This window comes from Streptomyces sp. NPDC048671, from assembly GCF_055587045.1.
This window is the reverse complement of the sequence record NZ_JBVJHB010000003.1, coordinates 451,556-477,305: the sequence shown is the minus strand read 5'-3', so window position 1 is coordinate 477,305 and position 25,750 is coordinate 451,556. Positions and strand designations below refer to the sequence as shown.

The window sequence follows — 25,750 nt, the reverse complement described above, 5'->3', positions numbered from 1 at the left end:
GGCGCAACGCCAACCGATGCACAGACGGGGTGGTCCGGTGAGCAGGTACGACAGGTATGACGTCACCGACGAGCAGTGGGAGGGACTGGCCCAGGTCGTACCGCTGCGCAGCCGCAACGAGTGGCCCTCCCGAGTGGACCACCGGACGGTTCCGGAGGAGCGGGAGAGCGCGGAGCAGCGGCGCATGGTGGTGCTGCGGGTCCAGATCTTCGCGGACGCACGCGAGGTCGCCGAGTACCTGGTCACGCAGATTCCGGTGCTGCTCGATCTGACCAGCGCCGAGCCCGATGTGGCCAAGCGGATCCTGGACTTCACCAGCGGCGTCGTCTTCGGGCTGGGCAGCGGAATGCACCGGGTGGACCGGAACGTCTTCCTGCTGTCGCCCATTGGCATGGAGGTCGAGGGCGTGACGGCGGCGGGCGTGCCGGGGGCCTAGAAGGGCTGCCGCGAGGGCGCTGCGGGACGGTCGCGCATCCGGGCTACCCAGATCGGTGGCGCGGTATGCGGGCGGGTGGCGGCTTACTCCGATCGAAGGACGGCCGATCCGGCGGAACGGTTCGCCGGGGAGCCGCCTGCGTACGGTCCGGGGCATGACCGCACCCCGCCCAGGCGCCCTCGCACCCGACCCCGCATCCGCGGCCGACCCCGGCTCCGGACCGTGGCGTGACCTCGCATCCGCAGCCGATCCCGGCTCCGGACCGTGGTGTGATCCCGCATCCGCAGTTGACCCCGGCTCCGATGGCGGCTCTGAATCCGATGCCGATGCCGATGCCGATGCCGACGCCGATGCCGTGCCGCGGTCCGGGCGTTGGGCCGGGCCCGTGGTGACCGAGCTGCGGCTCTCCGCCTTCGCCGCGCATCGGGGCACGACCGTGCCGCTGGCCCCGCTCACCCTCCTCGCCGGTCCCTCGGGCAGTGGCGCGTCGAGTGCGCTGCGCGCGTACGAGGCGCTGTCCCGGCTGGCAGCCGGGGCGTCGCTCGCCGAGGTGTTCCCCGATCCGGCGGGGTGCGTGCCCGAAGGGGCCGCGGCCGACCGGCAGGGGCGGCGCGGGTTCCGGATCGGGTGCACGGCGGACGGCCCGGCCGGGCCGGTCCGGCTCGAACTCGCCGTCCAGGCCGAGCCCACCCTCCGGATCGTCGGCGAGCGGCTGACCCGGGCCGGGCAGACGCTGCTGAGCACCGCGCTCCGCGATCCGGGGCGGCCGACGCTCCAGGCGGCCTGGCACACCGCGGACGAGCTCCCGGTGAGGCGGGAACAGCTGCCGGACGACCGGCTGGGCACGGCACTGCTGCCACTGCGGGTCGCGGGCCGGACACCGGGTCAGCTACAGGTGCTGGCCGCCGCCGAACAGATGGTGGTGGCCCTGCGCCCGGCCTTCGCCTGCGAACCGCGGCCTCATCGCATGCGGACACCGGTGCCGCCGGGCGAGGGCCGGCTGCGCCGCGACTGCGGGAACCTCGCGGCGGTACTGCATGCCGCGCGCAACGGGCAGGGGCGGGGACAGGGGTACGGATACGGGCACGGGCGGCGCCATGCCCGGCTGGTCGCGCTGGCGAACGCCGGATTCGCGCGACCGGTGACCGGGATCGGCGTCGAGCGGCCGGCGGACGGGCTGGTCCGTGCGGTCGTGGCCCGGGGAGACGGTCACGGCACCCCGCTGGAAAGGCTCGGCGACGGCGAACTCCGCTACCTGGCACTGGCCGTGGCCCTGCTCATGGGGCCGGGGGCGGACCCGGCGGGCGGCGAGTCGGAGGTGCCGCAGGCTCTGCAGACCCTGACAGTGCTGGCCGACGGGCTCGACCGGGACCTGGACGGACAGCAGACGCGGGAGCTGCTGACCGCGGCGGCCTCGGCGGCGGCCGCCGGCCACGTCCGGCTGCTCGGCACGGTGACGGAGGCGGGCGCGGCACGGGCCCGCGGGACGGTCGGAGCGACGGTGGTAGACCTGGGGCTGTGACACAACTCGACGTACCCGCCCTGCAACGACGACTCGCCGCATTCGCGGCCGCACGCGACTGGGAGCAATACCACACCCCCAAGAACCTGGCGTCGGCGCTGAGCGTCGAGGCATCCGAACTCATGGAGATCTTCCAGTGGCTGACGCCGGAACAGTCGGCCCGTGTGATGGACGATCCCGGGACCGCGCACCGGGTGTCGGACGAGGTCGCCGATGTCCTCGCGTATCTGCTGCAGTTCTGCGAGGTGCTGGGCATCGACGCACTGGCGGCGCTGGCGGCCAAGATCGAGCGGAACGAGGTGCGCTTCCCGGCCACGAAGGGTATGGATACCCCCGATCGTCACTCTTCGGAGTGATCGACTTATTCACAGTCGACAGGGTGTCCACAGATTTCCGAAATCCCCTGGCCTTCCGGTACCGCCACCCTCACTGTGGGTAATGGAAGAGGTGAGCGGGTTTTCGTACCGAACGGGGGCAACACATGGAAGCGGAGCGGCTGGTAGCGGTCATCAGGCGGGCTCTGTCCCAGAGCAGGGGCACGCCGGACATCATCGCGGAGGCCTGGCAGGCCCAGGCGCTGGCACAGGCGGTCGGAAGCCGGCTGGCGGCGAGCGGTCCCAAGGAGTTACGGGGCGAGGCGGGAGGCCTCAGTGAGATCGGTGGCAGAAGTAACGGGGCACTTGACCATCCGGCGGCGCGGGCCGGGGTAGCCAGGGCGACACAGCTCTCCGAAGTCGCTGATCCGCGCGCCGCGCTGACGGGGCTGGGCGCGCTGCTCGGGGAAGTAGGGATAGCCCTGGTCGGGGTGGCGTGCGAGACCGATGAACAGAGCCTGTACTGGCAGTGCATGGAGGCGATCGACGCCGCCGACGAGTCGACGGACCGGGTCCGCGGAATGCTCCGGCTGCTCGACGAACGGGACCGGGAGCGCCAGCAGGATCTGGAGCGCGGCAGGGAGCGGGACGGCCCCCACGGCGTGCTCCACGGACCGGCGGGACCGGCGGGACCGGCGGGACCGGCGGGACCGGCCGCCGGCCGGCCCTGAGCGACCCGCCGTCCCGGATGCCCGGGATGCCCCGGACACCGCGGCGGTGAAAGGAGGCAGGAGAGGGACGAGCGGTGTCCGGGGGTGCAGGATGGATGCATGGATCTTCGAATCTTCACCGAGCCCCAGCAAGGGGCGAGCTACGACACCCTGCTCACCGTCGCCAAGGCGACCGAGGACCTCGGCTTCGATGCCTTCTACCGTTCCGACCACTATTTGCACATGGGAGGGGGAGACGGTCTCCCCGGCCCGACGGACGCCTGGATCACGCTGGCCGGGCTGGCGCGAGAGACGAAGCGGATCCGCCTCGGCACGCTGATGACGGCGGGGACGTTCCGGCTCCCCGGTGTGCTCGCCATCCAGGTGGCACAGGTCGACCAGATGTCCGGCGGCCGCGTCGAACTGGGCCTGGGCGCAGGCTGGTTCGAGGACGAGCACAAGGCGTACGGCATCCCGTTCCCCCAGGAGAAGTTCGGCCGCCTGGAGGAGCAGCTCGCGATCATCACCGGGCTGTGGTCGACCGAGGTCGGCAAGACATTCAGCTATGACGGCACGTACTACCAGCTCACCGACTCGCCCGCGCTGCCCAAGCCGGCGCAGGCGAAGGTGCCGGTACTGATCGGCGGGCACGGCGCGAAGCGCACACCGCGGCTGGCCGCCAAGTACGCGGACGAGTTCAACATCCCGTTCGCCTCGCTGGAGGACAGTGAGCAGCAGTTCGGCCGGGTCAGGGAAGCGGCCGAGGCGGCGGGCCGGGGACCGGACGACCTGGTGTACTCCAACGCCCTGGTCGTCTGCGTCGGAAAGGACGACGCCGAGGTGGCGCGCCGGGCCGCCGTCATCGGGCGGGACGTGGCGGAGCTCAAGGCGAACGGCCTGGCGGGCTCGCCCGCCGAAGTGGTCGACAAGATCGGCCGGTTCGAAGCCATCGGGGCTTCGAGGATCTACCTCCAGGTGCTGGATCTCGATGACCTGGCCCACCTGGAACTGATCTCGTCACAGGTCCAGTCCCAGCTGACCTGACCTGACCTGACCTGACCGGGGAGGAGAGGAACACCTGTGCAGCCCGCCCGCGACTCCGCCCGCGACTCCGCCCGCGACTCCGCCCGCGACCCCGCCCGCGACTCCGGCGGCGATTCCGCCCGCGACTCCCGCGGTTCCGCCCGGCCCTTCGCCGGGACGCCGTCCCGGCCCCTCGCAGCGGCCCTTGCGGCGGGGACGGTCCTGCTCGACGGTGGCCTCGCCGGCCAACTGGAGGCGCAGGGCTGCGATCTGTCCGACGCGCTGTGGTCCGCCCGGCTGCTCGCCGACGGGCCCGAGCAGATCGAGGCGGCGCACACGGCGTATGTGCGGGCGGGTGCGCAGGTGCTCATCACCGGCAGTTATCAGGCGAGTTTCGAAGGGTTCGGGCGGCGCGGTATCGGGCGGGCGGAGGCGGCCGCGCTGTTCGCCCGCAGTGTGGAGCTGGCCCGGCGGGCGGCCGGTTCGGTGGAGCGGGATGTGTGGGTCGCCGCCTCGGTCGGCCCGTACGGGGCGGTGACGGCGGACGGCGCCGAGTACCGGGGCCGGTACGGGCTCTCGGTCCGGGAGCTGGAACGCTTCCACCGGCCCCGGATCGAGGCGCTGGCCGCCGCCGGCCCCGACGCGCTGGCACTGGAGACGGTGCCGGACAGCGATGAGGCGGAGGCGCTGCTGCGGGTCGCGGGGGAGTGCGGGCTGCCGGTCTGGCTCTCCTACACCGTGGCAGGCGGGGTGACCCGGGCGGGACAGCCCCTGGAGGAGGCGTTCGGCCTCGCGACGGGGCGGGACCAGGTGGTGGCGGTCGGGGTGAACTGCTGCGATCCGGCCGACGCGGACCGGGCCGTCCGGATGGCGGCGGAGGCGACCGGCAAGCCGGTCGTCGTCTATCCGAACAGCGGTGAACGCTGGGATGCCTGGAGACGGGGATGGACCGGGGGCGCCACGTTCGATCCCGGCCGGGTCCGGGCCTGGCGGGCGGCCGGTGCGCGGCTGGTCGGCGGCTGCTGCCGGGTTGGTCCGGACACCATCGCGGAACTGGCCGCGCTGCTCGGCGCACCGGCGGCGAACCACACGGAAGGGAATCACGTGGAACGGAACCACGCGGAAGGAGGGCCAGAAGATCCGGGGACGGGGTGAAATTGCCTGGTGAGGGGGAGTGAACCGGACCATAATCGGACGGGTGTTCCTGACGATCAGTACAACCGGCACCCCGGAGCGTCCCGCCACCGATCTCGGATTCCTGCTGCACAAGCATCCCGAGAAGGCGCAGACGTTCTCCACTTCCCATGGCACCGCGCATGTCTTCTATCCCGAGGCGTCCGTGGAGCACTGCACGGCGGCGTTGCTGCTGGAGGTGGATCCCGTGGCGCTGGTGCGGCGGGGCAAGGGCAAGGGCCGGGGCGGTGCCCCCGACGCGGCACTCGCCCAGTACGTCAACGACCGCCCGTACGCGGCCTCCTCGCTGCTGTCCGTCGCGATGAGCACCGTCTTCAAGTCCGCGCTGAGCGGTGCCTGCCGGGCGATGCCCGAGCGGGCCGAGGAGACGCTGCCGTTGCGGATCGAGGTGCCCGCCCTCCCGGCCCGTGGTGGTGCCGAGCTGGTGCGCAAGCTCTTCGGTCCGCTCGGCTGGTCGCGGGTGGACGCGGTGGCCGTACCGCTGGACGAGCGGTTCCCCGAGTGGGGGGACTCGCGGTACGTACGGCTCGTACTGGAGGGTGAGCTGCGGCTGGCGGACGCGCTGCGGCAGCTGTATGTCCTGCTGCCGGTGCTCGACGACGCCAAGCACTACTGGGTGTCGCCCGACGAGGTGGACAAGCTGCTGCGCGCCGGTGAGGGCTGGCTGGCCGATCACCCCGAGCAGAAGCTGATCACCAGCCGGTACCTGGCCCGCCGCTGGGGGCTGACCAGGCAGGCGATGGAGCGGCTGGAGCTGGTCCGGCTCGCCGAGTCGGACGACCTCGACGTCGAGAGCATCGACAACGCGGTCGACGAGACGGCCGACACCGAGGAGCGGCCGGTGCCGCTCGCCGAGCAGCGGCGGACCGCGATCCTGGCCGCGCTGAGCGGCGCCGGGGCGAGCCGCGTGCTCGACCTGGGCTGCGGGCAGGGCCAGTTGGTGCAGGCGCTGCTGAAGGACGTGCGCTTCACGGAGATCGTCGGGGTAGACGTCTCGATGCGCGCCCTCACCATCGCCTCGCGCCGGCTGAAGCTGGACCGGATGGGGGAACGGCAGGCTGCCCGCGTGACGCTTCAGCAGGGCTCGCTCACGTACACCGACAAGCGGCTCAAGGGGTACGACGCGGCGGTGCTCAGCGAGGTCATCGAGCATCTCGACCTGCCGAGGCTGCCCGCGCTGGAGTACGCGGTGTTCGGCTCGGCCCGGCCCCGCACCGTGCTGGTGACCACGCCGAACGTCGAGTACAACGTCCGCTGGGAGACGCTCCCGGCCGGGCATGTCCGGCACGGCGACCACCGATTCGAATGGACCCGGGCGGAGTTCCGGGAATGGGCGGGCGAAGTGGCCCGCCGGCACGGGTACGCGGTGGAGTTCGTGGCCGTGGGCCCCGACGATCCCGAGGTGGGGCCGCCCACCCAGATGGCGGTTTTCACCATGACCGTGGCCGACGAGACCGAGAAGGGGGCGAAAGCCGCATGAGCAGTACCAGTGACCGCACCGGCGCCGGCACCAGCGAAAGCACCGGTCACAGCACCAGCACCAGCACTAGCGACAGCACCAGCAACAGCAACAGCGACAGCGCCACGCGCACCCTGCCGGTGACCGACCTCTCTCTCGTGGTACTCATCGGGGCGAGCGGCTCGGGCAAGTCCACCTTCGCCCACCGGCACTTCAAGGCGACCGAGATCATCTCCTCGGACTTCTGCCGGGGCCTCGTCGCCGACGACGAGAACGACCAGAGCGCAAGCCGGGACGCCTTCGACGTCCTGCACTACATCGCGGGCAAGCGCCTGGCCGCCGGACGGCTGACCGTCGTCGACGCCACGAACGTCCAGCCCGAGAGCCGCCGTCAGCTCGTGAAGCTGGCCCGGGAACACGACGTGCTGCCCATCGCCATCGTGCTCGACCTGCCGGAGGAGGTCTGCCTCGCACGCAACGCGGCCCGCCCGGACCGCGCCGACATGCCCCGCCACGTCGTGCAGCGCCACCGCCGCGAGCTGCGCCGCTCGCTGCGCGGCCTGGAGCGCGAGGGATTCCGCAAGGTCCACATCCTGCGCACCGAGGACGAGGCCGGGCGCGCGGAAGTGGTGCGTGAGCGCCGCTATAACGACCTCCGCCATCTCACCGGCCCCTTCGACATCATCGGCGACATCCATGGCTGCAGTTCCGAGCTGGAGACCCTGCTCGGCAAGCTCGGCTACGCGGACGGCGCGCACCCCGAAGGACGTACGGCGGTCTTCGTCGGCGACCTCGTCGACCGCGGCCCCGACAGCCCCGGCGTGCTGCGCCGTGTGATGTCGATGGTGTCGGACGGCAACGCGCTCTGCGTGCCCGGCAACCACGAGAACAAGCTCGGCCGCTACCTCAAGGGCCGCAAGGTCCAGCAGACCCACGGACTCGCGGAGACCATCGAGCAGCTGGAGCGGGAGGACGCCAGGAGCCCGGAATTCCGGGAGCAGGTCAGGGAGTTCATCGACGGGCTCGTCAGCCACTACGTACTGGACGGCGGCAGTCTGGTCGTCTGCCACGCCGGACTGCCCGAGAAGTACCACGGGCGCACCTCCGGGCGGGTCCGCTCGCACGCCCTGTACGGCGACACCACCGGCGAGACCGACGAGTTCGGCCTGCCGGTGCGCTACCCGTGGGCGGAGGAGTACCGGGGCCGCGCCGCCGTCGTCTACGGCCACACTCCCGTACCCACCACCTCCTGGGTCAACAACACCATCTGCCTGGACACCGGCGCCGTCTTCGGCGGGAAGATGACCGCGCTGCGCTGGCCGGAGCGCGAACTCGTCGACGTACCGGCCGAGCAGGTCTGGTACGAGCCGGTGAAGCCGCTGACCACCGAGGCGCCGGGCGGCCGTGAAGGCCGTCCGCTGGACCTCGCTGATGTACAGGGCCGCCGGATCGTGGAGACCCAGCACATGGGCCGGATCGCGGTGCGCGAGGAGAACGCGGCGGCCGCGCTGGAGGTCATGAGCCGGTTCGCCGTCGACCCCCGGCTGCTCACCTACCTCCCGCCGACCATGGCGCCGACGGCCACCTCGAAGGAGGAGGGCTATCTGGAACATCCGGCCGAGGCGTTCGCGCAGTACCGGGCGGACGGCGTGGCCAGAGTCGTGTGCGAGGAGAAGCACATGGGCTCACGGGCGGTCGCCCTGGTCTGCCGGGACGCGGACGTGGCACGGGAACGCTTCGGGACGGGGGACGCCGTCCCCGCCGCCGGAGGCGGGGGAGGCCCGACAGGCGCTCTGCACACTCGCACCGGACGCCCGTTCCTGGACGACGCCGCGCTGACCGAGGTCATCCTCGGCCGGCTGCGCGCGGCCGTCACCGCCGCCGGACTGTGGGAGGAGTGGGACACCGACTGGGTGCTGCTCGACGCCGAGCTGATGCCCTGGTCCCTCAAGGCGGCCGGACTGCTCCGCTCGCAGTACGCGGCGGTCGGCGCCGCGTCGGGCGCAGTCTTCCCCGCGGCCGAGGCCGCCCTCGCGGCAGCGGTGGAGCGTGGCATCGACGTCGGCGCGCTCGCGGACCGGCAGCACGGCCGGGCCCAGGACGCGGCGGCGTTCACCGAGGCCTACCGCCGGTACTGCTGGAGCACCGAGGGGCTCGACGGGGTGCGGCTGGCACCGTTCCAGATCCTCGCCGTGCAGGGCCGCTCGCTCGCCGCTGTTCCCCATGACGAGCAGCTGGCCTGGCTGGACCGGCTGGTGGAGCACGACCCCACGGGGCTGCTCCAGGTCACCCGGCGGCTCGTCGTCGAGACCGCCGACGAGGCGTCGGTCCGCTCCGGCATCGACTGGTGGCGGGAGATGACCGGCCGCGGCGGCGAGGGCATGGTGGTCAAGCCGCTCGGCGCGTTCGTCAGGGACGGCAAGGGCCGGCTGGTCCAGCCCGGCATCAAGGTGCGCGGCCGGGAGTACCTGCGGATCATCTACGGACCCGAGTACACCCGCCCGGAGAACCTGGACCGGCTGCGCGGCCGGTTCCTCGGCCACAAGCGGTCGCTCGCCCTGCGCGAGTACGCACTGGGTCTCGAAGCCCTGGACCGGCTGGCCGGGGGCGAGCCGCTGTGGCGGGTGCACGAGGCGGTCTTCGCGGTGCTGGCACTGGAGTCGGAGCCGGTGGACCCCCGGCTGTAGGACCCGTCCGGCGGGCCGGGAGGCAGCAGGGGTCCCGGTCCGCCGGAAGAACCGGCAGGCGATTCGCCGGGTGAACGGCGCTCCGCGCGGTGAGGATGTGGGCATGGGATTCCATGTCGACTCCGAGGCCGGGCGGCTGCGCCGCGTCATCGTGCACCGCCCAGATCTGGAACTGAAACGGCTCACCCCGAGCAACAAGGACGCGCTGCTCTTCGACGACGTGCTCTGGGTGCGCCGGGCGCGCCAGGAGCACGACGGTTTCGCGGACGTGCTGCGTGACCGAGGCGTCGAGGTGCACCTCTTCGGGGATCTGCTCCGCGAGTCGCTGGAGATCCCGGTGGCCCGGCGGCTCGTGCTGGACCGGGTCTTCGAGGAGAAGGAGTACGGCCCGCTCGCCACCGAACATCTGCGAGCCGCCTTCGAGGAACTGAACGCCACCGAACTCTGCGAGGCGCTGGTCGGCGGGATGACCAAACGGGAGTTCCTGGAGCGGCACCGCGAGCCGACCTCGGTGCGCTTCCACGTCATGGACCTGGACGACTTCCTGCTCGGGCCGCTGCCGAACCACCTCTTCACCCGTGACACCTCGGCCTGGATCTACGACGGGGTCTCCATCAACGCCATGCGCTGGCCGGCCCGGCAGCGCGAGACCGTCCACTTCGAGGCGATCTACCGGCACCATCCGCTCTTCACCGGCCCCGACGCGGGCGCCTTCCACCACTGGTCGGAGGGGCAGGACGACTACCCCTCCACCATCGAGGGCGGCGACGTGCTGGTCATCGGCCGGGGAGCCGTCCTCATCGGGATGAGCGAGCGCACGACCCCGCAGGCGGTGGAGATGCTGGCCCGCGGACTCTTCGACGCCGGGTCCGCCCGCACGATCGTGGCGCTCGACATGCCCAAGAGCCGGGCGTTCATGCACCTGGACACGGTGATGACGATGGTCGACGGGGACACCTTCACCAAGTACGCGGGCCTGGGCATGCTCCGCTCGTACACCATCGAGCCGGGAGACGGCCCGCGTGACCTCAAGGTCACCGACCATCAGCCCGAGCACATGCACCGCGCCATCGCGGAGGCGCTGGGCCTGGACTCGATCCGGGTCCTCACCGCCACCCAGGACGTGCACGCCGCCGAGCGCGAGCAGTGGGACGACGGCTGCAACGTCCTGGCCGTCGAACCGGGCGTCGTCGTCGCCTACGAGCGCAATGCCACCACCAACACCCACCTGCGCAAGGAAGGAATCGAGGTCATCGAGATCCGAGGCAGCGAACTGGGCCGGGGCCGGGGCGGACCCCGCTGCATGAGCTGCCCGGTGGTCCGCGATCCAGTGTGACCGGTGCGAGCGGTGTGACCGGTGTAAGTGGTGTGGCTGGTCCGGTGCCTACGGTTGCGGGTATGGGTGAGGTATGCGGGTATCAAAACCGCTCTGTATAGCGATGCATTGCATCGTATAGACTTCCAGGGTTACCGTATGCGTCCCCCCGCCCGACCCAGGAGCAGTCACCATGGCCATAGACCTCGCAGGCCGCCACTTCATCAAGGAGCTGGACTTCACGGCCGAGGAGTTCCGCGGCCTGATCGACCTGGCCGCGGAGCTGAAGGCCGCGAAGAAGGCGGGGACCGAGGTGCAGCGGCTGCGGGGCCGGAACATCGCGCTGATCTTCGAGAAGACCTCGACCCGTACCCGGTGCGCGTTCGAGGTGGCCGCCGCCGACCAGGGTGCCTCCACCACCTACCTGGACCCCTCCGGCTCCCAGATGGGTCACAAGGAGTCGGTGAAGGACACCGCACGTGTCCTCGGCCGGATGTTCGACGGGATCGAGTACCGGGGCGACAGCCAGGCGGCCGTCGAGGAGCTGGCGGCGTACGGCGGGGTGCCCGTCTTCAACGGGCTCTCCGACGACTGGCACCCCACCCAGATGCTCGCCGACTACCTCACCATGGCCGAGCACAGCACGAAGCCGCTGGAGCGGATCGCCTTCGCCTACCTCGGCGACGCCCGGTTCAACATGGGCAACTCCTACCTGGTCACCGGCGCCCTGCTGGGCATGGACGTGCGGATCGTCGCACCGAAGGCCTACTGGCCCGCCGACGGGATCGTCGCGGAGGCCCGCAGGCTCGCCGAGGGCAGCGGGGCGACCGTCACGCTCACCGAGGACGTCGCCGAGGGCGTACGCGGCGCCGACTTCGTCGCCACCGACGTGTGGGTCTCGATGGGGGAGCCCAAGGAGGTCTGGGACGAGCGGATCGTCGCCCTCGCGCCGTACGCCGTCACCATGGACGTCCTGCGGGCCACCGCCAACCCCGACGTGAAGTTCCTGCACTGCCTCCCGGCCTACCACGACCTCGGCACCAAGGTCGGGCGGGAGATCCACGCCCGGCACGGTCTGACCGAACTGGAGGTCAGCGACGAGGTCTTCGAGTCCGCCCACTCGGTCGTCTTCGACGAGGCGGAGAACCGGATGCACACGATCAAGGCCGTACTGGTCGCGACGCTGGCCGGGTCCTGAACGGGTCTCGCCGCGGACCTCGACGCCGCCCCGCGGCGGGCCGGCCGGAACGCGGGTAGACCGCACGCCCTCGCGTAGACCGCAGGGCCTCGCGCCCGCCCGGTCAGGCCACCGGACGGGCGGGCGACGGCAGGGTGAACCACACGGCCTTGCCGCGTTCCGTCGGGCGGTGACCGCAGGACGAGCTGAGGGTGCGGATCAGCAGCAGCCCCCTGCCGTGCTCCTGCCAGGGGTCCGGCTCGCTGCCCGGCACGGGACGGGAGAGGTCGCCAGGCGGGGCGGGGTCGCGGTCGTGCACCTCCACCTGGCAGCCGGTCGGCAGCAACTCCACCACCAGGTCGATGGGATCGTCGCCCGGGGTGTGTTTCACCGCGTTGGCGACCAGTTCGGCGGTGAGCAGTTCGGCGGTGTCGCTGTCTGCCGGCGCCTCGATGTCCGCCAGCGCCGTACGGATCAGGGCGCGGGCCATCGGCACGGCCGCGGCCGAGTGCGGCAGTGTGATCCGCCAGGAGGCGGGTGCGGGGGCGCGGGCATCGGACGGCACGGCGGGGGGTTCCATTCGGGGGTCGAGACGTTCATGGAACGCATTACTTCTTGGTTTCAACCATACGAAGCCTCACGGCCCGGACAAGGGCCTGTCGACCGGTACGAAGGGGACTTTCGTCACAGCGGCCTCACGCTCTGCATATTGCGTACTCGTGACGGGAGTCACGTACGAGTGATAAATTCGACGCAAGCAGCAGCCCGACGGCTGAAGGGGATCACCCTCCATGAGCCCGTTTCCCAGCTCCGCACCACGCACGGAGAACTGGCGCCATCTCCGGGTCACCACGCGCGACGGGGTCGCCACCGTCACGCTCGCCCGCCCCGAGAAACTCAATGCGCTGACCTTCGGCGCCTATGCCGATCTGCGTGATCTGCTGGCCGAGCTGTCCAGGGAGCGCACCGTGCGGGCCCTGGTCCTGGCCGGTGAGGGGCGCGGCTTCTGCTCCGGCGGCGATGTGGACGAGATCATCGGCGCCACCCTCGCGATGGACACCGCCCAGCTGCTGGACTTCAACCGGATGACCGGTCAGGTCGTACGGGCCCTGCGCGAATGCCCGTTCCCCGTCATCGCGGCCGTGCACGGGGTCGCGGCGGGAGCGGGCGCCGTCCTCGCGCTGGCAGCCGACTTCCGGGTCGCCGACCCGACGGCCCGGTTCGCCTTCCTCTTCACCCGGGTCGGGCTCTCCGGCGGCGACATGGGCGCCGCCTATCTGCTGCCCCGGATGGTGGGGCTCGGCCATGCCACCAGGCTGCTGATGCTCGGCGAACCCGTCCACGCGCCCGAGGCCGACCGCATCGGGCTGATCAGCGAACTGACCGAGGAGGGCCGCGCCGACGAGCGGGCCGCCGAGCTCGCCCGTCGCCTCGCGGACGGCCCCGCCCTCGCCCTCGCCCAGACGAAGGCGCTGCTCACCGCCGAACTCGACATGCCGCTGGCCGCCGCCGTCGAGATGGACGCCGCCACCCAGGCCCTGCTGATGCACGGCGAGGACTACGCCGAGTTCCACGCCGCCTTCACCGAGAAGCGGCCGCCGAAGTGGCAAGGCCGGTAGCGCGATGACGGCGCCCGGGGGCCCGCGCCCCGACAACCCGTCCGCCGGCCCGCACCGTATCGCCGTCATCGGCGGCGGCCCCGGCGGGCTCTACGCCGCGGCGCTGCTCAAGAGGCTGGACCCGGAGCGCGAGATCACCCTCTGGGAGCGCAACGCCCCCGACGACACCTTCGGCTTCGGCGTCGTCCTCTCCGACGAGACGCTCGGCGGCATCGAGCACGCCGACCCCACCGTCCACCGCGCGCTCCAGAAGGAGTTCGTCCGGTGGGACGACATAGACATCGTCCACCGCGGCCACACCCAGACCTCCGGCGGTCACGGCTTCGCCGCGCTCGGCCGCCGCCGCCTCCTGGAGATCCTGCACGAGCGCTGCGCGTCCCTCGGGGTCCGGCTCCACTTCCGTACGGAGGCCCCGCCCGCCGCCGAACTCGCCGCCTCGTACGACCTGGTGATCGCCGCCGACGGGGTGCACAGCCCCACCCGCACCGCCCAGGCCGACAGCTTCGGCCCCCGCGTCACCACCCACCGCTGCCGCTACATCTGGCTCGCCGCCGACTTCGCCCTGGACGCCTTCCGCTTCGAGACCGCCGAGACCGCGTACGGCGTGATGCAGCTGCACGGTTACCCCTTCTCCCCGGACGCGTCCACCGTCATCGTGGAGATGCGCGAGGAGGTCTGGCGGGCCGCCGGATTCGACACCCGCGACCCGGCCGAGTCGACCCGGCGCTGCGCCGCGATCTTCGCCGGCGCGCTCGGCGGCCGGCCGCTGCGCTCCAACAACTCCTCCTGGCTCACCTTCGGTACCGTCGTCAACGCGCACTGGTCGCACGGGAACACGGTCCTCATCGGCGACGCCGCCCACACCGCGCACTTCTCCATCGGCTCCGGCACCAAACTCGCCGTCGAGGACGCCCTCGCGCTCGCCGCCTGCATCGAGGAGCAGCCCGGCCTGCCCGCGGCCCTCGCCGCGTACGAGAGCGAGCGCCGCCCCGTCGTCGAGTCGACCCAGCGCGCCGCGGCCGCCAGCCTGCGCTGGTTCGAGGAGCTGGGCACGTACGTCGACCAGCCGCCCCGCCAGTTCGCGTTCAACCTCCTCACCCGCAGCCGCCGCGTCACCCACGACAACCTGCGGCTGCGCGACGCCGGGTTCGCCGCGGCCGTCGAGGAGGAGTTCGGCTGCCCGCCCGGCACCCCGCCGATGTTCACCCCGCTGCGGCTGCGCGGCCTTGAGCTGCGCAACCGCGTCGTCGTTTCGCCCATGGACATGTACTCGGCCACCGACGGAGTCCCCGGGGACTTCCACCTCGTCCACCTGGGGGCGAGGGCGCTCGGCGGCGCCGGGCTCGTCATGACGGAAATGGTCTGCGTGAGCCCCGAGGGCCGCATCACCCCCGGCTGCACCGGCCTCTACACCGACGCACAGGCCGCCGCCTGGACCCGGATCACCGACTTCGTGCACACCGGATCGCCCGGCACCGCCATCGGCGTCCAGCTCGGCCACTCCGGCCGCAAGGGCTCCACCAAGCTGATGTGGGACGGCATCGACCAGCCGCTCGACGAGGGCGACTGGCCACTCGTGGCAGCCTCCCCGATCCCGTACGCGCAAGGGGTCAACCAGGTACCGCACGCCCTGGACCGGGCCGGTCTCGACGCGGTGCGCGAGCAGTTCACCGACGCCGCCCACCGCGCCGACGCCTGCGGATTCGACCTCCTCGAACTCCACTGCGCCCACGGCTACCTGCTCTCCGGCTTCCTCTCGCCGCTCACGAACCACCGCACCGACCGGTACGGCGGATCACTGGAGAACCGGCTCCGCTACCCGCTCGAAGTCTTCGACGCCGTCCGCGAACGGTGGCCCGAGGACCGTCCGATGACGGTCCGGATCTCCGCCACGGACTGGGCGCGGGGCGGCACCACGGCCGAGGACGCCATCGAGATCGCCCGCGCGTTCGTCGCCCACGGAGCCGACGCCATCGACGTGTCCACCGGCCAGGTCGTCCCCTACGAGCAGCCCGAGTACGGGCGCTCCTACCAGACCCCGTACGCCGACCGGATTAGCAACACCCTGTGCGTGCCCGTGATCGCGGTGGGCGCCATCTCCTCCTGGGACGACGTCAACTCCCTGCTGCTGGCCGGCCGCGCCGACCTCTGCGCCCTGGCCCGCCCGCACCTGTACGACCCGCACTGGACGCTGCACGCGGCGGCCGGGCAGGGCTACTCGGGTCCGGGCGCGCCCTGGCCGCTCCCGTACCGCGCGGGCAGCCGCACCCCGCCGGCCGGCCGGACCGACGCACCGAAACCGCGGCTCACTCTGGGCTGACAGCCCTTGTATCACGCGCGCACGAACTCCGCCCCCGCGTCCCGCAGCCGCTCGTGCAGCAGTCCGAAGACCTCCGCCGACCTGCCCCCCGGCCACTCGTCCGGCAGCAGCTCGCGCGGCAGCCCCGGGTCCGCGTACGGCACCTGGCGCCAGGAGTCCAGCGCGGTCAGGTAGTCGCGGTAGGCGAGTTCGGGATCGGCTGCCGCGTCCCCCCGCGACTCCCAGGCCCGCAGCACCGGTTCGTGCCGATCCAGGAACTCGCGGTGCAGCCGGGCGATCGCGTCCAGGTCCCACCAGCGCGCCACGGACTCCGCGGTGGCGGCGAAACCCAGGTGGTCGCCGCGGAACAGGTCGACGTACGGGGCCAGTTCGAGGCGCTCCAGGGTGTGCCGGGTCTCGTCGTACAGCCCGGCCGGGGCGATCCAGACGCCGGGGGCGGCCGTGCCGAAGCCCAGCCGGGCAAGCCGCGAGCGCAGCAGGTGCCGCTTGTGGCGCTCGGCCTCCGGTACGGAGAACACCGCGAGCACCCAGCCGTCGCCGAGCCGGGGTGCCGGGTGCCGGTAGATCCGCAGGTCGCCGTCGTCGAGCAGCTGGCGGGCGTCGGCCGAGAGCGCGTAGCCGGCGGCCCCGTCCGCCGTACGGGCCGCGACGAGCAGCCCGCGCCGCTTCAGCCGGGAGACGGAGGACCGTACGGCGGGGGCGTCCACGCCGACGGCACCCAGCAGCCGGATGAGTCCGGCGACCGGGAGCGGGGCGTCGCCGGGGGTCCGGCCGTAGGCACCGTAGAGGGTGACGATCAGCGAGCGGGGTGCGTGCGGTTCGGCCATGTGATCATTCTCGGCCCGGCGCGGGAGGGCCGGCACCCTGTTCGTCCGCACGCAGCCGGAACCGTTGCAGTTTGCCCGTCGCGGTACGGGGGAGTGCGGGCAGGAACGTGATGAGGCGCGGGCACTTGTGCGGGGCCAGCTCCGTCTTCATGAAGGCGCGCAGCGCGTCGGCCGAGAGGGTGGAGCCCTCCCGCAGGACCACGTACGCCGCCACGATCCGGCCGCGCAGCTCGTCCTCGCGGCCCACCACCGCGGCCTCCGCCACCTCCGGGTGGCGCAGCAGCGCGTCCTCGACCTCGGGGCCCGCGATGTTGTAGCCGGAGGAGATGATCATGTCGTCGGCGCGGGCCACGTAGTGGAAGTAGCCGTCCGCGTCGCGGACGTAGGTGTCGCCCGTGAGGTTCCAGCCGTGCCGTACGTACTCCCGCTGCCGTTCGTCGGCGAGGTAGCGGCAGCCGACCGGTCCGCGTACGGCCAGCAGTCCGGGCTCGCCGTCCGGCACCGCCGCGCCGTCCCGGTCCACCACCCGGGCCTGCCAGCCGGGTACCGGCAGGCCGGTGGTGCCGGGGCGGATCGCGTCGTCGGCCGCGGAGACGAAGATGTGCAGCAGCTCGGTGGCGCCGATGCCGTTGATGATGCGCAGACCGGTCCGCTCGTACCAGGACCGCCAGGTCGCGACGGGCAGGTTCTCGCCCGCCGACACACAGCGGCGCAGCGCCGGGAGGTCGTACGCGTCGAGCTGGTCGAGCATCACCCGGTAGGCGGTGGGAGCCGTGAAGAGCACCGAGACGCGGTGGGCGGCGAGGGCCGGCAGCAGCAGCTTGGGGCCGGCCTGTTCCAGCAGGAGCGCCGAGGCACCGGCCCGCAGCGGGAAGACCACGAGGCCGCCGAGCCCGAAGGTGAAGCCGAGCGGCGGGCTGCCGGCGAACACGTCATCGGGCACCGGCCGCAGGACGTGCCGGGAGAAGGTGTCGGCGATGGCGAGCACATCGCGGTGCAGGTGCATACAGCCCTTGGGGCGGCCGGTGGTCCCCGAGGTGAAGGCGATCAGCGCGACATCGTCCGACGCGGTGTCCACGGCCGGGTAGGGGCCGGGCCGGGCGGCGGCGAGCCGCAGCAGGTCGTCCGGGGCGTCGCCGCCGTACGCGGTGATCCGCAGCCCCGGCACCCGCGCCCTCGCCAGATCGTCGACCGAGCGGACGTCGCACAGGGCGTGGCTGATCCGGGCGATCGAGCAGATCGTGGCGAGTTCGGCGGCCCGCTGCTGGGCCAGTACGGTGACGGCGATCGCGCCGGCCTTGAGCACCGCCAGCCAGCAGGCGGCGAGGTGGGGCGTGGTGGGGCCGCGCAGCAGTACGCGGTTGCCGGGGACGACCCCCAGGTCCGAGGTGAGGACATGGGCGATCCGGTCGACCCGGTCCCGCAGCTCCCCATAACTCATCACCGCGCCGTCCGGCGTGCGGAAGGCGGGGCGGCCGGCTCCGAAGCGGTCCGCCGTACGGTCCAGGAGCTCGACGGCGCAGTTCAGCCGGTCCGGATAGTGCAGCTCGGGCAGGTCGAATACCAGTTCCGGCCACTGGTCGGCGGGTGGCAGATGTTCCCTGGCAAAACTGTCGATGTGCGCTGAGGTCTTCGGGTCCATGACGGATCGCCCCCTTGTCGCCTCTGGAGCGTATCGTTTGAGTGACGGTAGTCAACGGTCCGCGATAAAACGGGATACTCAGGCAAGGCGCGAGAGAAGGCATGCGCAGAGCTCACGGCAGAAGGCACGCACAGAGCCCGCGAGCGAACGGCATGCGTCATGCTTCCGACGGGACTCCGACAAGAGAGGCGCCGGTATGACGGCATTCTCGCTCGATCCGGACCGGACCGCCTGGTGCGAGGAACTGCGCACCCTCGCCGAGCAGCGGCTGCGCCCGCTCGCGGAGAAGGGCGAGCCCGGTCACGTCAACCGGCCGCTCCTGGCCGCCCTCGGCGAGCTGGGCCTGCTGGAGCGGCTGCTGGACTCCGGCGCCCTCGACCTCTGCCTGCTGCGCGAATCCCTCGCCCGGGGCTGCACGGAGGCCGAGACCGCCCTGGCGCTCCAGGGGCTCGGCACCTACCCCGTGCTCCAGGCGGGCACCGCGGCCCAACGGGAACGCTGGCTGCCCGAGGTGCGCGCGGGCCGCGCCGTCGCCGCCTTCGCGCTCAGCGAGCCGGGGGCCGGGTCGGACGCGGCGGCCCTCGCGCTCGACGCCGCGCCCGCGCCGGACGGCTGGCGGCTGACCGGCGAGAAGTGCTGGATCTCCAACGCCCCCGAGGCCGACTTCTACACCGTCTTCGCTCGTACGACGCAGGGCGCCGGAGCCCGCGGCGTCACCGCGTTCCTGGTCCCGGCCGACCGCCCCGGGCTGAGCAGCGACTCCCTGGACATGCTCTCGCCGCACCCGATCGGGGCCCTCGCCTTCGACGGTGTACCGGTCACCCCCGACGACGTGCTCGGGGAACCTGACCGGGGCTTCCGGGTCGCCATGAACACCCTCAACCTGTTCCGGCCGAGCGTCGGCGCCTTCGCCGTCGGCATGGCCCGCGCCGCCCTCGACGCCACCGTCGTGCACACCGGGGAGCGCACCGCGTTCGGCGGCCCGCTCAAGGATCTCCAGGCGGTCGCCCACCAGGTCGCGGAGATGGCCACCCGCACCGAGGCCGCCCGGCTGCTGGTGTACGCGGCCGCCGCCGCGTACGACGCGGGGGAGCCCGGCGTCCCGCGCCGCGCCGCCATGGCGAAGCTGTTCGCGACCGAGACCGCGCAGTACGTCGTGGACACGGCCGTCCAACTGCACGGCGCCCGCGCCCTGCGCCGCGGCCATCTGCTCGAACACCTCTACCGGGAGGTCCGCGCCCCGCGGATCTACGAGGGTGCCAGCGAGGTGCAGCGCACGATCATCGCCAAGGAGCTTTACGCGAACCGGGAGCCGTCCGCATGAGCCCGATCCACCGCATCAACCCCGTCGAACTCTCGCCGCCCGCGGGCTTCTCGCACGCGGTCACCGCCACCGGGAGCCAACTGGTCTTCCTGGCCGGGCAGACCGCTCTCGACCAGCGGGGCGCCATCGTCGGGTCCACCCTGCCCGAGCAGTTCGCCACCGCCCTCACCAATCTGCTCGCCGCCCTGCGCGCGGCGGGCGGCGCCCCGGCGGACCTGGCCAGGGTCACGGTCTACGCCACCGATGTCGCCGACTACCGGGTGAACGCCGCCGAACTCGGGCGGATCTGGCGGCGGCTGGCGGGCCGCGACTACCCCGCGATGGCCGTCATCGGGGCGGCGCGGCTCTGGGACGAGCAGGCGCTCGTCGAGATCGACGGAGTGGCGGTGCTGCCCTGAGCGGGCCGGACACCGCGAACGCCCCCTGCGGGCCCGGAAATCCGGGCCCGCAGGGGGCGTACCGACGCGTACGGAGCGCTCAGCGCATGATCAGTACGGCTTCACCAGCACGTGGGCCGCACCCGGTATGCCGACCTTCAGCAGCTCGTCCTCCTCGGGCGTCGTCTCGCCGCCCGTCTCCTGCTTGAGCACGGCACGCGACATGGCCTGCACCCACATGGCACGGGGGCGGCGGCGCCCCTCCCAGAGGTCGAGCGCGGCCGCCACGTCCGGCTCGGCGTCCAGCGACTCCGCGAGCACCAGCGCGTCCTCCACGGCCATCGCCGCACCCTGCGCGATGTGCGGGGTGCTCGCGTGCGCGGCGTCACCGGCCAGGACGACCCGGCCGATGTGCCACGGCTCCTCGACGGTCACCTGGGAGATCCGCGAGTACACCACGTCCTCGGGCCCGGTGACCGCGGCGAGCGCCTCGGCGACGGGCCCGGAGAACATCGGGAGCCGCTCCTTGAGCTGCTCGTGGGCCTTGTCCGGGTCGGGCCGGAAGTCCTCGGACTCCGCGAACACCGCGCCCAGGTACATCAGTTCGTCCGTGATCGGGGTGAGCAGCGCCTTGGCGGCCTGGCCCGCGGTACTCATCACGACACCCCGCACCCGCTCCTGACGGGGCATGGTGACACGCCAGTTGGCGAAGCCGGTGTACTCGGGGACGAAGCGGTTGCCGTACAGCCGGCTGCGCAGCGGTGAGCCGATGCCGTCGAAGCCGACGACCAGGTCCCAGCGTGCGGCCGAGCCGTCGGACAGGGTGACGTCCACGCCCTCGCCGTCGTCCGCGAGCTTGGCGATGGTGGTGCCGAACCGGATCGTGGCCCCGGCCGCCGTGGCGGCGGCGCCGAGCACCTGGGCCAGGGCGGGGCGGGGGATGCCGTTGTTGGAGGGCGCGTCGCCCATCCGGGGCTGCGGAATCTCCGCCAGGGTGTTGCCGGCCGGGTCCGCGATGGTCAGCACCTCCCACTCGAAGCCCGCCTTGAGGCAGTCGTCGAGCACCCCGATCTCCCGCATGACGTGGAGGGCGTTGGACGGCTGGATGATGCCGACGCCGAGTGCGTCGAGCTGGTCGCGGAGCTCGGCGACCTCGACGGTGTGGCCGCGCCGGGCCAGGGCGGTGGCGAGCGTCAGCCCGCCGATGCCGCCGCCGTGTATCAGGACGCGCAGGGGTGTTGCCATAGGGGATCTCTCCAGAGCGGGAGTCAGCGGAAATCAGCCTGAATCAGCGAAAGGACTTGCGGGAAAGGGGCACGTCAGCCGGCCGCGACGGGCAGGCTCATCAGGTGGTCCACCAGGGCCAGCAGCACGTCCCGGCCGAACGGCCGGTCGCGCACATCACCGACCAGCAGGGGGACATGGGGGTCGAGGTCGAGCGCCGTCCTGACCTCGTCCGCCGTACGGGTGTTGTGGCCGTGGAAGCAGTTGATCGCCACCACGAACGGGATGTCGCGGCTCTCGAAGAAGTCGATCGAGGCGAAACTGGTCTCCAGCCGACGGGTGTCGGCGATCACGACGCCACCGAGTGCGCCGTTGACCAGGTCGTTCCACATGAACCAGAAACGCTCCTGGCCCGGTGTACCGAAGAGGTAGACGACCAGCTCGGGACTGACCGTGATCCGGCCGAAGTCCAGCGCCACGGTGGTCGTGTCCTTCTGGCCGACACCGGCCAGGTCGTCGACGCCGATGCTGGCCTTGGTCAGGAACTCCTCGGTACGCAGGGGCGCGACCTCGCTGACGGCGCCCACCAGGGTGGTCTTGCCGACGCCGAAGCCACCGGCGATAAGGATCTTGACGGCGGCGGGGGCCGCGTAACTGCTTGTCATCTTTACTCAGAGTCTCCGGAGTCCGTCGCGAACAGCGGCCAGCACGCCCATGTCCGCACCGCCGGCCGCCCGTGCCACCGAGAGCGGGGCGCGGGCGAGCAGCAGGCCGTGGGACACCAGGTCCGCCAGCAGGATCTTGGTCACCGAGACCGGGAGGTTGAGGTCCGCGGAGACCTCGGCGACCGCCGCGGGACGCCGGCAGCGGTCCAGGATCATCCGGTGCTCCGGCTGGAGCCGGCCGGGCCGGGCCGCCGCGCCGTGTTCGTCCCGCGGGTCGTGTGCGGTCGTCAGTACGGTGATGAGGGTGAAGTCGTCCCGCTCGGGGGCGGTCCGGCCACGGGTGATGGTGTACGGGCGCACCATGGTGCCCGCGCCGTCCTCCTCCGTCTCCTCGTCCTCCCAGTGCGGGGTCACGCGTGCGGCCCGTCCCCGCCGCCGAAGGCGTCGAAGTCACCGCGCACCGGGGTGCTGAGCTTCTGGCCGACCTGCTGGACGAGGTTGTGCATGGCCAGCGACATGATCTCGGCATCCACCTCCTGGGAGGCGACGACGGCCAGGTGCGTGCCCTGGGCGGCCGAGATGATGAAGAGCCACAGGTCCGACAGCTCGACTATCACCTGGTGCACGCCGCCGCCGTTGAAGAGCTGCCCGACACCGCGGGCCAGGCTCTGCTGGCCGGTGCAGATGGCGGCCAGCCGCTCCGCGTCGGCGCGCTCGACGGTGCGCGAATGGCTCACCACCAGGCCGTCGTCGGAGAGCAGCACGGCGTTCAGGGTCTCGGCCACCGAGTCCACGAGACCGTCGAGCAGCCAGTCGAGGTCCTGGTGAGTGGCGGTTGTGCGTGTCATGACCGTTCTTCTCTCGTGGAATGGCGGGAGGGCGGGTCGGGCTCCGTCGGCGCTTCATCGGTCGCGCGGGCGGCGCGGGACCGGCGCTGGAAGGCTCCGATCGCGGCTCCGGCCCGACGGGGGGCCGGCCGGAGCAGTGGGTTCTCGTCCCGGTTCGGCGACTGCGACGCGGCAGGCCGGGCGGCCGGGGCGATCCGCAGTTCGTCGGCGAGGCTCGCCTGCCGCACCCGGCGCGGCAACGGGGGTTCCGCGGCGGCCGGGGCCGGCAGCGCGGGCCGGCCGGACCCGCCATCGGGAGCGATGGCCTCCGGCGACGGCGGAGCCGGATGGTCGGGCTCGGCCACCGGCAGCTGTGCGTGGTGTCCGGCGGCCGGTTCCGGCTGCCGGACACCGGGGAGCGGGAATCCGTTCGGGTCCCCGGCGACGCCCGCCGGGTACGGTCCCGTGTACGGCTGTTGCGGAGTCATGTACGGCTCCTCCGGCGTGGGGTACGGCTGGTGCGGTACGGGGTACTGGCCCTCAGCCTTCATGTACGGCTGTTCGGCCGGGGCGTACGGGTCCTCGTGGGAGCCGCCGTACGGGGAAGCCGGTCCGGCGGAACCGTACGGGGATGTCCCGGGTGCGGTTCCGGTGTACGGCGGGAACGGGTGCTCGGTGTCGCCGAACGGGTCGTCGGCGGGCGCGGGCTGCGGCTGCGGCCCCTCCCGGTCGGGGAAGGGCTCGGTCGCCACGGTGTACGGGTCCGCGGTGTACGGGGCCGCGGTGGCGTCGAAGGGTGCGCCGGAGGCGTGCAGCGCGGTGACCCCGGCGAGGGCCTGGCCGCGGCCCCGGCTGGGCAGCGCCTCTCCGTCGCCGGTCGCGGCGGGCGCCGGGGGCGTGGCCGGCGCGGGGGCCGGGACGGCCTCCTCGGGGGACGGCACGCCCACCGGGCCGGTGCGCGGCTCGGGGACCGTGAGCGCGTCGGGGACGAGCACGACGACGCGGGTGCCGCCGAAGGCCGAGGGGCGGAACTCCACCCGCAGGCCGTGCTGGTCGGCGAGGCGTGCGATCACGTACAGGCCGAGACGGATGTCGTCGGAGTGGGCCAGCACGTCCATCCTGGGCGGACGGCTCATCAGCTCGTTGGCCTCGGAGAGCTGCTGCTCGTCCATGCCGAGCCCGCGGTCCTCGACCTCGATGGCCAGACCCCGGCTCACCCGGGCGGCCCTGACCTCGACGGGGCTCGGCGGCCTGGAGAAGCTGAGGGCGTTCTCGATCAGCTCGGCGAGCACGTGGGAGACCGGTCCGACGGCCCGCTCCGTGAGCCACGGGGTGCCGTCCAGATCCAGCACCACGCGCCGGTAGTCCTGCACCTCGCCCTGGGCGGAACGCATGACGTCCAGCAGCGGAACGGGCTTGCGCCAGCGCCGGTGCGGGGAGCCGCCGGCGAGGATCACCAGGTTCTCCTCGTAGCGCCGGAGCCGGGCGGTGAGGTGGTCGAGGTCGAAGAGGCCGTCCAGGATCTCGGGGTCCTCGTGCTTGCGCTCCAGCTCGTCCAGCTTCTTCAGCTGCTGGCCGATCAACTGCTGGGTGCGGCGCGCGATGCGCTGCAGCAGCCGCTCGAAGCCGCGGTGCTGGTCGGCCTGTTTGACGGCCGCCTGCACGGCGCTGGTGCGGGCCAGGTTGAGGGCGTTGCCGAGCTGCGTCAGCTCGTCCGACTTACTGCTCTTGGTGTCGTGCGCGATGGCACGGGCCTCGGCCTCGACATCGATGCGTTCGCCCTGGGCGAGCCGGTCGATGACATCGGGCAGCGTCTTCTCCAGCTCCTCGGCCCGCTCCTGGAGCCGGCCGATTCGGCGGCGCAGGTTACGGGTGAGGCGCCAGGTGATCCAGATGACCGCGATGACCGCGAGGAGGCCGATCACTGTGGTCAGGACGACCCTGATCAGCAGTGAGATGACGCTGTCCTTGCCGTTCTCGACCACCAGGGCGGTGCGGTGCTCCATCAGCTTCACGAGCTGGGGTGTGAGCTGGTCCATCGCGCCGCGCCAGGTCTTCTCCTGGGCGCCGAGGCTGACGAATCCGGCACTGTCCGGGTCGGCGGGCCGCAGCACCTGCGTCTCCACCTGGGTCTTGGTCTTCCAGGCGGGACTGCTCGCGATCTCGTCCCACATCGCCTTCTCGTCGGGCGGAAGGTAGGGGGCGACCTTGTCGGAGTACTGGAACGACTGGCCGGAGACGGCCTGCCGGATCTGCTGGAGGTCCTCCGTGCTCAGCTTGCCCTTCGGCCAGCCACGGGCCAGCAGGGCGTCCGAGCGCGAGATCATCTCCTTGGCCCAGAACAGGTCGACCAGCGGCTGCGAGAGTGTGGTGATCTTGCCGTTGTCCACATGGCTGAGCGCGGTGAACAGCTTCAGGTCGACCGCGATCAGATCCGTGTAGTAGCCGTACACGGCTTTCTGCTGGTCATTGCCGCCCTCGTTCACGAGGGTGCGCTGCGCGGGCAGTTGATTGATCGCGTCGCGGGCCTGGCCGACCGCGTCCCGGACCTCGCCGGGTGCGTCGTCGGCGGTCACGCCCGAGAGAGACTGGAAGCTGGTGATCGCTTCGTCGGTCAGCTTGCGCTGTTTGCGCAGCGCGTCGGTGACACCTCCGTGGCGGGCCAGAGTCTCGGCGCTCAGCCGACGCTCCTCCTGCAGGTTGTAATACACGATATTGGACGGCTGGCCGGCCTTCTGGGCCAACTGCCCCTGGGCTGCCTGGCTCTGGAAGTCGAGCAGAGTCTGACCACTGGTGACGGCCCAGAGGGCGGCCAGTGCGACACCGGGGACGATGGCCAGTACGAGCAGGGCCGTCCGCAGCGACATGGTGGTCGAGTCGCTCCGCCGAGACGCGCGCGTGCGCAGGGCATGCTCCTTGGCGATGATGCCAGCCTCACGACTGGTCAAATCCGTTTAGAACTTCGACAGATAGATATTAGCCACACTGTAAAAATGAAAAGGAAGCGGGCTCACATGAACAACATCGATCACTCACATCTTCACCATCTACGCGCGGAGCTGCCGCGACCGATCTGAGTGCGACCGGG

The 25,750-nt window shown here is 71.9% G+C and carries 22 protein-coding genes; 14 read left to right on the top strand and 8 right to left on the bottom strand.

What is annotated here, in order from left to right:
* Window positions 1–37: 37 nt before the first annotated feature.
* From ACZ6S6_RS09040 to argF, 10 genes are all read left to right on the top strand, one after another.
* A complete protein-coding gene (locus tag ACZ6S6_RS09040) occupies window positions 38–436 on the top strand; it encodes a cell division protein SepF (RefSeq protein WP_469704486.1) in 399 nt (132 codons plus the stop codon).
* A gap of 154 nt (window positions 437–590) precedes the next feature.
* Window positions 591–1,958: an AAA family ATPase gene (locus tag ACZ6S6_RS09035; protein WP_469704484.1), complete on the top strand. Its 1,368-nt coding sequence runs from the start codon at window positions 591–593 to the stop codon at window positions 1,956–1,958.
* Window positions 1,955–2,314 carry a nucleotide pyrophosphohydrolase gene (locus ACZ6S6_RS09030; protein ID WP_362962742.1) on the top strand — a complete coding sequence of 120 codons (360 nt, stop codon included), beginning with the start codon at window positions 1,955–1,957 and terminating at the stop codon, window positions 2,312–2,314. The genes ACZ6S6_RS09035 and ACZ6S6_RS09030 overlap by 4 nt, the downstream gene beginning before the upstream one ends.
* A gap of 125 nt (window positions 2,315–2,439) precedes the next feature.
* The gene (locus tag ACZ6S6_RS09025; protein WP_469704482.1) at window positions 2,440–3,003 is read left to right on the top strand and encodes a DUF6099 family protein; all 564 of its coding nucleotides are present in this window, start codon (window positions 2,440–2,442) and stop codon (window positions 3,001–3,003) included.
* A 99-nt stretch (window positions 3,004–3,102) separates the two neighbouring features.
* Window positions 3,103–4,026 carry an LLM class F420-dependent oxidoreductase gene (locus tag ACZ6S6_RS09020; RefSeq protein ID WP_362962746.1) on the top strand — a complete coding sequence of 308 codons (924 nt, stop codon included), beginning with the start codon at window positions 3,103–3,105 and terminating at the stop codon, window positions 4,024–4,026.
* A 201-nt stretch (window positions 4,027–4,227) separates the two neighbouring features.
* Entirely contained in the window at window positions 4,228–5,160 is a 933-nt protein-coding gene (gene mmuM, locus ACZ6S6_RS09015; RefSeq protein ID WP_469704524.1) for a homocysteine S-methyltransferase, read from the top strand.
* Between the two features lie 43 nt (window positions 5,161–5,203).
* The gene (locus ACZ6S6_RS09010) at window positions 5,204–6,679 is read left to right on the top strand and encodes a 3' terminal RNA ribose 2'-O-methyltransferase Hen1 (protein ID WP_469704522.1); all 1,476 of its coding nucleotides are present in this window, start codon (window positions 5,204–5,206) and stop codon (window positions 6,677–6,679) included.
* The gene (locus ACZ6S6_RS09005) at window positions 6,676–9,345 is read left to right on the top strand and encodes a polynucleotide kinase-phosphatase (protein WP_469704480.1); all 2,670 of its coding nucleotides are present in this window, start codon (window positions 6,676–6,678) and stop codon (window positions 9,343–9,345) included. The genes ACZ6S6_RS09010 and ACZ6S6_RS09005 overlap by 4 nt, the downstream gene beginning before the upstream one ends.
* Before the next feature lie 103 nt (window positions 9,346–9,448).
* Complete coding sequence (locus tag ACZ6S6_RS09000; RefSeq protein ID WP_362962752.1) at window positions 9,449–10,681, top strand: arginine deiminase; 1,233 nt, start codon at window positions 9,449–9,451, stop codon at window positions 10,679–10,681.
* A 172-nt stretch (window positions 10,682–10,853) separates the two neighbouring features.
* The gene (gene argF, locus ACZ6S6_RS08995) at window positions 10,854–11,858 is read left to right on the top strand and encodes an ornithine carbamoyltransferase (RefSeq protein WP_362962754.1); all 1,005 of its coding nucleotides are present in this window, start codon (window positions 10,854–10,856) and stop codon (window positions 11,856–11,858) included.
* Between the two features lie 103 nt (window positions 11,859–11,961).
* On the opposite strand, the gene ACZ6S6_RS08990 is transcribed toward argF, so the two are convergent.
* Window positions 11,962–12,417, bottom strand: coding sequence for an ATP-binding protein (locus ACZ6S6_RS08990; RefSeq protein WP_469704479.1), 456 nt, complete (start codon window positions 12,415–12,417; stop codon window positions 11,962–11,964).
* 211 nt (window positions 12,418–12,628) lie between these two features.
* Here ACZ6S6_RS08990 and ACZ6S6_RS08985 point away from each other — a divergent pair, with 211 nt between their 5' ends.
* Both ACZ6S6_RS08985 and ACZ6S6_RS08980 read left to right on the top strand, forming a co-directional pair.
* Window positions 12,629–13,456 carry an enoyl-CoA hydratase family protein gene (locus tag ACZ6S6_RS08985; RefSeq protein ID WP_362962758.1) on the top strand — a complete coding sequence of 276 codons (828 nt, stop codon included), beginning with the start codon at window positions 12,629–12,631 and terminating at the stop codon, window positions 13,454–13,456.
* Window positions 13,457–13,460: 4 nt separating this feature from the next.
* Complete coding sequence (locus ACZ6S6_RS08980) at window positions 13,461–15,776, top strand: bifunctional salicylyl-CoA 5-hydroxylase/oxidoreductase (RefSeq protein ID WP_469704478.1); 2,316 nt, start codon at window positions 13,461–13,463, stop codon at window positions 15,774–15,776.
* A gap of 11 nt (window positions 15,777–15,787) precedes the next feature.
* Here ACZ6S6_RS08980 and ACZ6S6_RS08975 read toward each other — a convergent pair whose 3' ends face one another.
* Together ACZ6S6_RS08975 and ACZ6S6_RS08970 are read right to left on the bottom strand one after the other, a co-directional pair.
* Window positions 15,788–16,603 (bottom strand): PaaX family transcriptional regulator, encoded by an 816-nt coding sequence (locus ACZ6S6_RS08975; RefSeq protein WP_362962762.1) that lies wholly within the window; start codon window positions 16,601–16,603, stop codon window positions 15,788–15,790.
* A 4-nt stretch (window positions 16,604–16,607) separates the two neighbouring features.
* On the bottom strand, window positions 16,608–18,245 hold the full coding sequence (locus ACZ6S6_RS08970) for an AMP-binding protein (protein ID WP_469704477.1): 1,638 nt from the start codon (window positions 18,243–18,245) through the stop codon (window positions 16,608–16,610).
* A gap of 196 nt (window positions 18,246–18,441) precedes the next feature.
* Between ACZ6S6_RS08970 and ACZ6S6_RS08965 the strand changes: the two genes are divergently transcribed.
* Entirely contained in the window at window positions 18,442–19,569 is a 1,128-nt protein-coding gene (locus ACZ6S6_RS08965) for an acyl-CoA dehydrogenase family protein (protein ID WP_469704476.1), read from the top strand.
* On the top strand, window positions 19,566–19,967 hold the full coding sequence (locus tag ACZ6S6_RS08960) for a RidA family protein (protein ID WP_362962768.1): 402 nt from the start codon (window positions 19,566–19,568) through the stop codon (window positions 19,965–19,967). The genes ACZ6S6_RS08965 and ACZ6S6_RS08960 overlap by 4 nt, the downstream gene beginning before the upstream one ends.
* A gap of 90 nt (window positions 19,968–20,057) precedes the next feature.
* Here ACZ6S6_RS08960 and ACZ6S6_RS08955 read toward each other — a convergent pair whose 3' ends face one another.
* The 5 genes from ACZ6S6_RS08955 to ACZ6S6_RS08935 all read right to left on the bottom strand — a co-directional run bounded on the left by ACZ6S6_RS08955 (window position 20,058) and on the right by ACZ6S6_RS08935 (window position 25,529).
* Complete coding sequence (locus ACZ6S6_RS08955) at window positions 20,058–21,191, bottom strand: FAD-dependent monooxygenase (RefSeq protein ID WP_362962770.1); 1,134 nt, start codon at window positions 21,189–21,191, stop codon at window positions 20,058–20,060.
* A gap of 74 nt (window positions 21,192–21,265) precedes the next feature.
* Window positions 21,266–21,835, bottom strand: a complete 570-nt coding sequence (locus ACZ6S6_RS08950; RefSeq protein WP_469704475.1) for a GTP-binding protein — start codon at window positions 21,833–21,835, stop codon at window positions 21,266–21,268.
* Window positions 21,836–21,841: 6 nt separating this feature from the next.
* Window positions 21,842–22,249 carry a DUF742 domain-containing protein gene (locus ACZ6S6_RS08945; protein WP_385026019.1) on the bottom strand — a complete coding sequence of 136 codons (408 nt, stop codon included), beginning with the start codon at window positions 22,247–22,249 and terminating at the stop codon, window positions 21,842–21,844.
* Window positions 22,246–22,683 carry a roadblock/LC7 domain-containing protein gene (locus tag ACZ6S6_RS08940; protein ID WP_123463130.1) on the bottom strand — a complete coding sequence of 146 codons (438 nt, stop codon included), beginning with the start codon at window positions 22,681–22,683 and terminating at the stop codon, window positions 22,246–22,248. The genes ACZ6S6_RS08945 and ACZ6S6_RS08940 overlap by 4 nt, the downstream gene beginning before the upstream one ends.
* Window positions 22,680–25,529 (bottom strand): nitrate- and nitrite sensing domain-containing protein, encoded by a 2,850-nt coding sequence (locus ACZ6S6_RS08935; protein WP_469704472.1) that lies wholly within the window; start codon window positions 25,527–25,529, stop codon window positions 22,680–22,682. Before ACZ6S6_RS08935 ends, ACZ6S6_RS08940 begins: the two co-directional genes overlap by 4 nt.
* Between the last annotated feature and the right edge of the window lie 221 nt (window positions 25,530–25,750).

Bases quoted from the DNA above. Each gene is read 5' to 3' on its own strand.
- ACZ6S6_RS09035 (WP_469704484.1), top strand. From the start codon at position 591: ATGACCGCACCCCGCCCAGGCGCCCTCGCACCCGACCCCGCATCCGCG.
- ACZ6S6_RS09025 (WP_469704482.1), top strand. From the start codon at position 2,440: ATGGAAGCGGAGCGGCTGGTAGCGGTCATCAGGCGGGCTCTGTCCCAG.
- ACZ6S6_RS09020 (WP_362962746.1), top strand. From the start codon at position 3,103: ATGGATCTTCGAATCTTCACCGAGCCCCAGCAAGGGGCGAGCTACGAC.
- ACZ6S6_RS09005 (WP_469704480.1), top strand. From the start codon at position 6,676: ATGAGCAGTACCAGTGACCGCACCGGCGCCGGCACCAGCGAAAGCACC.
- ACZ6S6_RS09000 (WP_362962752.1), top strand. From the start codon at position 9,449: ATGGGATTCCATGTCGACTCCGAGGCCGGGCGGCTGCGCCGCGTCATC.
- argF (WP_362962754.1), top strand. From the start codon at position 10,854: ATGGCCATAGACCTCGCAGGCCGCCACTTCATCAAGGAGCTGGACTTC.
- ACZ6S6_RS08990 (WP_469704479.1), bottom strand. From the start codon at position 12,417: ATGGAACCCCCCGCCGTGCCGTCCGATGCCCGCGCCCCCGCACCCGCC.
- ACZ6S6_RS08985 (WP_362962758.1), top strand. From the start codon at position 12,629: ATGAGCCCGTTTCCCAGCTCCGCACCACGCACGGAGAACTGGCGCCAT.
- ACZ6S6_RS08980 (WP_469704478.1), top strand. From the start codon at position 13,461: ATGACGGCGCCCGGGGGCCCGCGCCCCGACAACCCGTCCGCCGGCCCG.
- ACZ6S6_RS08975 (WP_362962762.1), bottom strand. From the start codon at position 16,603: ATGGCCGAACCGCACGCACCCCGCTCGCTGATCGTCACCCTCTACGGT.
- ACZ6S6_RS08970 (WP_469704477.1), bottom strand. From the start codon at position 18,245: ATGGACCCGAAGACCTCAGCGCACATCGACAGTTTTGCCAGGGAACAT.
- ACZ6S6_RS08965 (WP_469704476.1), top strand. From the start codon at position 18,442: ATGACGGCATTCTCGCTCGATCCGGACCGGACCGCCTGGTGCGAGGAA.
- ACZ6S6_RS08960 (WP_362962768.1), top strand. From the start codon at position 19,566: ATGAGCCCGATCCACCGCATCAACCCCGTCGAACTCTCGCCGCCCGCG.
- ACZ6S6_RS08955 (WP_362962770.1), bottom strand. From the start codon at position 21,191: ATGGCAACACCCCTGCGCGTCCTGATACACGGCGGCGGCATCGGCGGG.
- ACZ6S6_RS08950 (WP_469704475.1), bottom strand. From the start codon at position 21,835: ATGACAAGCAGTTACGCGGCCCCCGCCGCCGTCAAGATCCTTATCGCC.
- ACZ6S6_RS08940 (WP_123463130.1), bottom strand. From the start codon at position 22,683: ATGACACGCACAACCGCCACTCACCAGGACCTCGACTGGCTGCTCGAC.
- ACZ6S6_RS08935 (WP_469704472.1), bottom strand. From the start codon at position 25,529: ATGTCGCTGCGGACGGCCCTGCTCGTACTGGCCATCGTCCCCGGTGTC.